Below are 6553 nucleotides of genomic sequence, written 5' to 3'. Positions count from 1 at the left end.
CGCCCTCGCTCGCGCCGCCCACGCACGCGCCCCGGGAGGTGGCGCACACCGCCCGAGGCCCGCACGCCCTCGCTCGCGCCGCCCACGCACGCGCCCCGGGAGGTGGCGCACACCGCCCGAGGCCCGCACGCCCTCGCTCGCGCCGCCCACGCACGCGCCCGAGCCACGACCCCGCCCCGCCCCGCCCCGGCCGTGCGCCCACCGAGCCAGGGCGCCGACGCGTCATCCGGAGGGACACACCGGGGCGTGGAGCGGGGAACCGACCCGCCGGCGCGGAGTTCACGCGCTCAGCAGTGCCAGGATCCGGTTCACCGCCTCGATGACCGGTGCGCCGACCGCGCCGATCGTGGCCGCGATGCCCGCGACGGCCATCAGGGCGCGGTGCCGCTCCTGCACGGGGGTGGCGGCGTCGGCGGTGAGGGCGGGGAGGGAGTCGTCGAGGGCCTGGGCGCTGGCCGCCGGGATCTGCGGGCGCAACTCCCGCAGCAGCGCCAGCAGTTCGGAGACCGCCGCCTCCAGCTCGGGTGAGGCGGGGGCCGCGGGGGCGACCTGGTTCTTGATCATGCCGACGTTGCCGCTGCCGCCGTGCATGTTCACGTTGTCGCCGTAGTAGTTGTTCGTGCTCATGCGCTCGCCATCCCCACGTTGCCGCTGCCGCCGTACATGTTGACGTTGTCGCCGAAGTAGTAGTTCTTCGGGCTGATCGTGATGGTGTCCACCCGCACCTGGAACTCGGTCTCGGGGTTCTCGATCGCGTGGGCGATCTGGCCGACGAGCTGGTTCAGGTGGTGCGGGTCCCGGAGGGTGACCACCGCCTGGGACGGACCGGACGTCTCCACGGCCAGGACGTAGTGCGACTGCGCGCTGAGGACCTGCAGCATCTCCACCAGGGCGTAGACCACCACGGCGACCGAACCGAGCCACACGAACGTCATGAGCCCGCTCCCGGTCTCCCGGTCCGCGACCATGGTGATGCCGCTCAGCACCGTGAGGGTGAGGGCCACGGCCCCGGTGATCACGAAGATCTTCAGGAACCGCAGCACCGCTTCCTTGCGCCGCGGATGGATCGTGAGGGTGTACACCCGCGCGACGTTGTGCAACGGATAACAGGCCCCACCGACCCAGAGCAGCCGCTTGCTGACCCGCAGATCGACCCCCGGCGACACCGTCGGCGGCGAGGGCGGCGGCGGCGGGACCTCGAAGTGTCCCGATGGTTCCGGTGTTGTCATCAAGTCCCCCATGAGTTGAGCGAGTTACCGGTGATACCCGTCACTCTGCGATCACCATTAACTACGGGAGACGTCCGGAGGGCAAGCCGATACCTCGGAGCGGACGCGAGAACCCCCACGGCCGAGGGACCCCTCCGCACGGGTGGATCGTGAGCCTGATCGGAGCAACCCGCTTGGCGTGGCTCCTTGACTCCGGCTTTGGCTGGTTAAGCCCCCCGATCAAGCCCCCCGAACCGAGGAGTCCCCATGAAGAGCAAGCGCGTCCACCGTCCGGCGGCCCTGGGTGCCGTGGCAGGTCTCGGCCTGACCCTCGCCGTACTGCCGGTCACTCCCGCCCACGCCGTGACCATCGTGCCCTGCGGCAACGTCACCGCTCTCCGGAACGCGATCACGCAGTCCAACACGACCAACGAGAGCATCGTGCTGGCACCCTCCTGCACGTACGTCATCGACAATCTGGACCCGACTCCGGGGAATCTGGACAACGGACTGCCGCGCGTCACGGGCCGCTACACCATCACCGGCTTCAACACCACGGTCAGACGCTCCGCGGACACCATGACCCCCAGCTTCCGTGTGTTCGAGGTCGTGTCCGGCGGCCGCCTGACGCTGAACTCGATCAACGTCCGCGGCGGACACCTCCACGGCAACGACGGCGGCGGCATCCAGGTCGACGGCGTCGGCAGCACGCTCACGGTGCAGAGCGGCAGCGTCACCGAGAACTTCGCCAACCAAGGCGGTGGCATCGACATCAGCAACAGCGCTTCCGCGACGCTGAACAGCACCCTGGTCAGCGGGAACGAGGCGATCGGCACCGGGGGCGGCATCAGCCACACCGGGGCCAGGCTGACGGTCAACTCCACCCGGATCCAGGGCAACACGGCCGCCGAGGGCGGCGGCCTCCGCACCGCCGGCTCGGCGATCGCCGTCCTGACGGCCAGCCAGGTCACCGGCAACACCGCGACCACTCCGGGGACGCCGTTCGCCGGGGGCGGCGGCATCTTCGAAGCCCCAGGGGGCAGCCAGGTCGCCCTGGTCCTCACGAACGTCTCAGGCAACACGCCCTTCAACTGCCGCCCCGCGCTGGCGGTGCCCGGCTGCTCGAACTGACCCCGTGGCGCGACTTTCGTGACCCGATGGACACCACGCGATCTGGCACACATCAACTCCCGCTCCTTACCCTGGCGTTGAGGGACCGGCCCTGGGGGAGGTGCGGTGCGCGGACGGTTGTACGGGCGTGGTGCGCTGTTCGACGTCGAGCCGGCCGGTCTGGTGGCCCGGCTCGTCGGGCTCCGTCCGTACGCCCATCAGGCCGAGAAGGCCGAACATGCCGCCGGGCCACCGCTGTTGGTGCTGGCGGGCGGGCGGGGGCTGGGCAAGAGCGCGGTGCTCGCCGAGCTGCTGGACGCCTACACCGAGCGGCTGCGCAAGGGTGAGCCCCGCAAGCGCACCCCGATGGCGCTGATCGACTGCGAGGACGAGCAGTTCGCGCGGCCGCCGCACGAGGAGAGCCCCGAGTCCTGGTCGCCGGTGTGGCAGGCACTGCTGGTGGTGGCCGAGCAGCTGACCGAGCCGGTGAAGGCGGCCGGGCAGCTCACCTTCCCGCGGCTGACGGCGGGCCTGGTGGCGGTGCGGGCGAGCGACTGGAGCGGGCGCAGCGACTCGGACCGGATCCGTCGGGAGCTGACCCGGATCCTGCTGCTGAACGAGCGCCGGACGCACTTCAGCCTGGCCGGGCGGTGGGCGGCGAAGGTCGCGTCGAAGGTGATCGCGGCGGCGAGCGGCGGCGGACCGTTCGTCGCGGCGACCGTCGAGGCCACCCTGGAGGCGCTGTCGGAGGGCTTCACCTCGCACAAGGAGCTGAAGCCGGCCACCTGGTACCGCGGCTATCCGAACGCGGGCGGCAACGCCAAACGCGGTCTGCTGCTGCTCGCCGGGAACTTCCGGGCCGGCGGCACCTCCCGCGAGCACGCCGAGCGCTGGCTGGTGCGGGCCCTGCTCGCCGACCTGGCGGAGGCGTACGCGGGACTCGGTTCGCATCTGCGGCGGCTCGGGCGGCCGATCGTGCTGTTCGACAACGCGGGCGGCGGTCCCGGCCCCGGGCTGCTGGACGCCGTCCTGCGCGACCGGGCGGACGGGGTCGTGGACCAGGTGGTGTGCGTGGCGACCGTACGCGGCACCCGTCATCCGGTGCTGCGGGACGCCGTACGGCACGGGCTGCCCGAGGTCACCCGCGCGACGCGGTGGGAACCGGGATCCTCGCCCTCCTCGCGGGCGCTGCTGGTGCCGCTGTCGCCGCTGTCCCCGGACGACACCCTGCACATGGTGGGCGCGATCTGCGACGACGTCGAGGTCCCGCCCCGGCTCCCGCACGCCACCCACCGACTGACCGGCGGCAACCCGCTCGGGATCGTGCTGCTCGCCACCGCCGCCCGCCGGCACCCCGACCGCGCCGCCTCCCTGGGCCGGCTGCTCACCGCCGAGGTCATGGTCGAGGAGGACCGGGCCGACGACGGCCGGCCGGCCTACGCCGAGCTGCTGAGCCGACTGGTCCCGGCCGACCGGCTCGACGAGCTGACGGTCCTCGCCGCCGCCCACGACCACGACTCCGCCGTGGCCCTCGCGCACGCCCAACTGCCGGACGACTTCGGTTCGTCGGGCGTACGGTCCCTGCGGGTGCGCCTCGCCGAGGAGGGACTCGCGGCCCAGCCGGGCCAGTTCGTCGGCGACCCCTTCGTCCGCACCCTGCTGCTGCTCCGCCTGCACCACCGGCACGCCGACCACGTCAAATGGCGCGAGGTGCACGAGACGCTGATCCGGCACTACACCCAGGACGACAGCCGGCCCGCGCACGCCCGCTACCGGCTCCACCACGAACTCGCCCTCGGCGACACCGCCGGCGCGGTCGCCCACCTGCGGGACACCTTCCCCACCCTCGACACCCACGCCTGGCTGGACACCCTCCGCTTCCTGGCCTCCGCGCCCTACTTCCACGCCCACGACGCCGAGGGCCGCGACACGGACGGCCACGGCGACCGGCGCACGGCGATCGCGCTGGGCCGCACGGACGCCGGCCAGCAGCCCCCGGAGGGCGTCGACGCCGCCCTCCACCTGCGCATACGGCGACTGCTGCACGCGGTGTGGCAGGTGACCGACCCGCTGGTGCTGCCCGACCCACGGGTCTGCGGACGGCTCGAGTTCGAACTGCTGCAACTGTCCGACCTGCGGCCCGCCGGGGGCGCGCTGCTGTTCGCGACCTCCCGGACCTGGCCCCGGGACGCCCTCGCGGGCCGACCGCTGCGCATCCCGGCCGACGACGGATCCGACGAAGGCGAAGACGAGGGCGAAGGCAACGGGCACGGCAACAGGCACGGGGACGGGGAGGGCTGATGGCTGACGGAGACAGAAGTCCGCTGGTGCGCCTGCTGCGGGACGTCTGGGAGATCCGCCTGTACCGCTATGTGGCGCTGCTGGTCACGGCCGCCCTGGTGACCGGCCTGTTCTTCGCCGTGCGGACGCTCGTCCGCGAGGACCGCTCGTGCGCGCCCGGCGTGGCCCGCCCGGCAGGCGTTGACGAGTGCGTGGGCGTGGCGACGGACGCGTACGACTTCGGTCATCCCCAACTGCGGGACGTGGTGCGGGCGATCGACGAGGAGAACGACCGGCTCGAGGCGGGCGGGTATGTCACGGTCGCGCTGATGCTGCCGTACACCGCCACCACCCCCTCGACGCTCAGCGACATCCAGCACGAGGTGCAGGGCGCCTATCTGGCCCAGTACCAGGCCAACCACAGCTCCAACGGGCAGAGCCCGGCGATCCGGCTGGTGCTCGCCAACCCCGGTGCCACCAGCGGCCACTGGGAGACGATGGTCGACCAGCTGGAGCGGATGACGAAGGGGCCCGAGCGGCTGCGCGCGGTCGCCGGGGTCGGCCAGAGCACCGACAACAACAAGAAGGCCGTGGCGGAACTGACCCGGCGGGGCATCCCGGTGGTCGGCGCCTCCATCACCGCCGACGACCTCGCCAACGGGCAGAAGGGCAAGGACCCCTTCCCCGGGCTGGCCCGGGTCTCCCCCACCAACACCGACGAGGCCCGCGCCCTGGCCGCGTTCGCCGAGGTCGACGCGGGCCGGGCACTGCTGGTGTACGACAAGCCGGGCGATCCGTACACCCGGACCCTGCAGCAGTCGTTCGCCGCGCTGATCAAGGGCTCGCCCTACGAGCCGCAGCCCTTCACCCCGCCCGCCGACCGCACCCAGGAGGGCACGACCGCGAACACCTTCCGGCAGATCACGCATCTGATGTGCGACACCTCGCCGGAGACCGACACGATCCTGTTCGCCGGCCGGCACACCCAGCTGCGCCAGTTCATCAACGCGCTGGGCACCCGTGGCTGCCAGGAACGGCGGTTCACCGTGCTGACCGGCGACGAGGGCTCCTACCTGACCGGGGACAAGAAGCTGGACCGCACCGCCCTCACCCACCGGCTCTCCGTGCGCTACACCGCCCTCGCCCACGGCGACGCCTGGACGCTGGACAAGGCGAGGACGGGCGGCTCGGCGGCGGACGTGAAGGTGCTGACCGACCTGCTCGCCCGCGCGGGCAGCGCCCCGGTCGGCCCGATCGGGACGGTCGACCTGGCCGACGGCCAGCTGATCGTCGCCTACGACGCGATGACCCTCGCCGTCCACGGCATCCGCGAGGCCACCCCCGACGGCGCGAGCGTCCCGGCTCTCGCCGATGTCGGCCTGCAGTGGCCGCAGGTCAAGGGCTCGCTGCGGGTGAGCGGGGCGAGCGGCTGGATCTGTCTGGACGTCCACGGCAACCCGTACAACAAGGCCGTGCCGATCGTGGAGCTCCACGCCGACGGCGGCTCCCGCTTCGTCCGCATCGCCTGGCCGGAGGGGAAGGCGCCCGCCAAGGAGTGCCTGCCGCCGTCCTAGACGTCCCGGGAGCCCTCCGACATCACCAGCAATTCGCTCAGGTATTCGAAGCGAGCCTGCCAGGCAGGCTCCGCCCCGGAGCCCGGCGGCTCCCCGCCGCCGGGCTCGTGCGTGAAGCGCAGGACCGAGGCCGTGTCCCCGTCCCGCTCCAGAAGGAAGCGGACGCGGCCGATCGTCGGGAAGGTGTACTCGGCGACCCGGTCCACGTCCCAGGCGGTGACCCGGCCCTCCCCCGGCCCGCGCAGCACGACCGCACCGCCGAGCCGCGGTTCGAACAGGTCCGCCTCCACCCACCAGGCCGCCAGCCCGTCCGGCGAGCTCACCGCCGGCCAGACGGCCTCCATGGGGACGGGGAGCCGTACCAGGAGGTGCATGACTCCA

6 protein-coding genes are annotated in these 6553 nt (G+C 72.5%); 3 read left to right on the top strand and 3 right to left on the bottom strand.

Annotated features, from left to right (window positions below; all coding sequences use genetic code 11):
- Positions 1–279 precede the first annotated feature (279 nt).
- Positions 280–627, bottom strand: a complete 348-nt coding sequence (locus ACIRF9_RS45425; RefSeq protein ID WP_403835368.1) for a hypothetical protein — start codon at positions 625–627, stop codon at positions 280–282.
- Positions 624–1229 (bottom strand): DUF6232 family protein, encoded by a 606-nt coding sequence (locus ACIRF9_RS45420; protein WP_403835366.1) that lies wholly within the window; start codon positions 1227–1229, stop codon positions 624–626. Before ACIRF9_RS45420 ends, ACIRF9_RS45425 begins: the two co-directional genes overlap by 4 nt.
- Positions 1230–1475: 246 nt before the next feature.
- Here ACIRF9_RS45420 and ACIRF9_RS45415 point away from each other — a divergent pair, with 246 nt between their 5' ends.
- The 3 genes from ACIRF9_RS45415 (at position 1476) to ACIRF9_RS45405 (ending at position 6172) form a co-directional block, all read left to right on the top strand.
- Positions 1476–2339, top strand: a complete 864-nt coding sequence (locus ACIRF9_RS45415; protein WP_403835364.1) for a hypothetical protein — start codon at positions 1476–1478, stop codon at positions 2337–2339.
- Positions 2340–2444: 105 nt separating this feature from the next.
- Complete coding sequence (locus tag ACIRF9_RS45410) at positions 2445–4619, top strand: hypothetical protein (protein ID WP_403835361.1); 2175 nt, start codon at positions 2445–2447, stop codon at positions 4617–4619.
- On the top strand, positions 4619–6172 hold the full coding sequence (locus ACIRF9_RS45405) for a hypothetical protein (protein ID WP_403835357.1): 1554 nt from the start codon (positions 4619–4621) through the stop codon (positions 6170–6172). The genes ACIRF9_RS45410 and ACIRF9_RS45405 overlap by 1 nt, the downstream gene beginning before the upstream one ends.
- Here ACIRF9_RS45405 and ACIRF9_RS45400 read toward each other — a convergent pair.
- A complete protein-coding gene (locus tag ACIRF9_RS45400) occupies positions 6169–6546 on the bottom strand; it encodes an SRPBCC domain-containing protein (RefSeq protein WP_403835355.1) in 378 nt (125 codons plus the stop codon). The two genes, ACIRF9_RS45405 and ACIRF9_RS45400, sit on opposite strands and share 4 nt — an antisense overlap.
- Positions 6547–6553: the final 7 nt, after the last annotated feature.

This window comes from Streptomyces sp. NPDC096132 (genome assembly GCF_044763345.1).
Taxonomy (GTDB): Bacteria; Actinomycetota; Actinomycetes; order Streptomycetales; family Streptomycetaceae; genus Streptomyces.
This window is presented reverse-complemented; position numbering and strand designations above follow the sequence as displayed.

What these genes read in the sequence shown, in the direction of transcription:
- ACIRF9_RS45415 (WP_403835364.1), top strand. Translation starts at nt 1,476, where the DNA reads ATGAAGAGCAAGCGCGTCCACCGTCCGGCGGCCCTGGGTGCCGTGGCA.
- ACIRF9_RS45400 (WP_403835355.1), bottom strand. Translation starts at nt 6,546, where the DNA reads ATGCACCTCCTGGTACGGCTCCCCGTCCCCATGGAGGCCGTCTGGCCG.
- ACIRF9_RS45420 (WP_403835366.1), bottom strand. Translation starts at nt 1,229, where the DNA reads ATGACAACACCGGAACCATCGGGACACTTCGAGGTCCCGCCGCCGCCG.
- ACIRF9_RS45425 (WP_403835368.1), bottom strand. Translation starts at nt 627, where the DNA reads ATGAGCACGAACAACTACTACGGCGACAACGTGAACATGCACGGCGGC.
- ACIRF9_RS45405 (WP_403835357.1), top strand. Translation starts at nt 4,619, where the DNA reads ATGGCTGACGGAGACAGAAGTCCGCTGGTGCGCCTGCTGCGGGACGTC.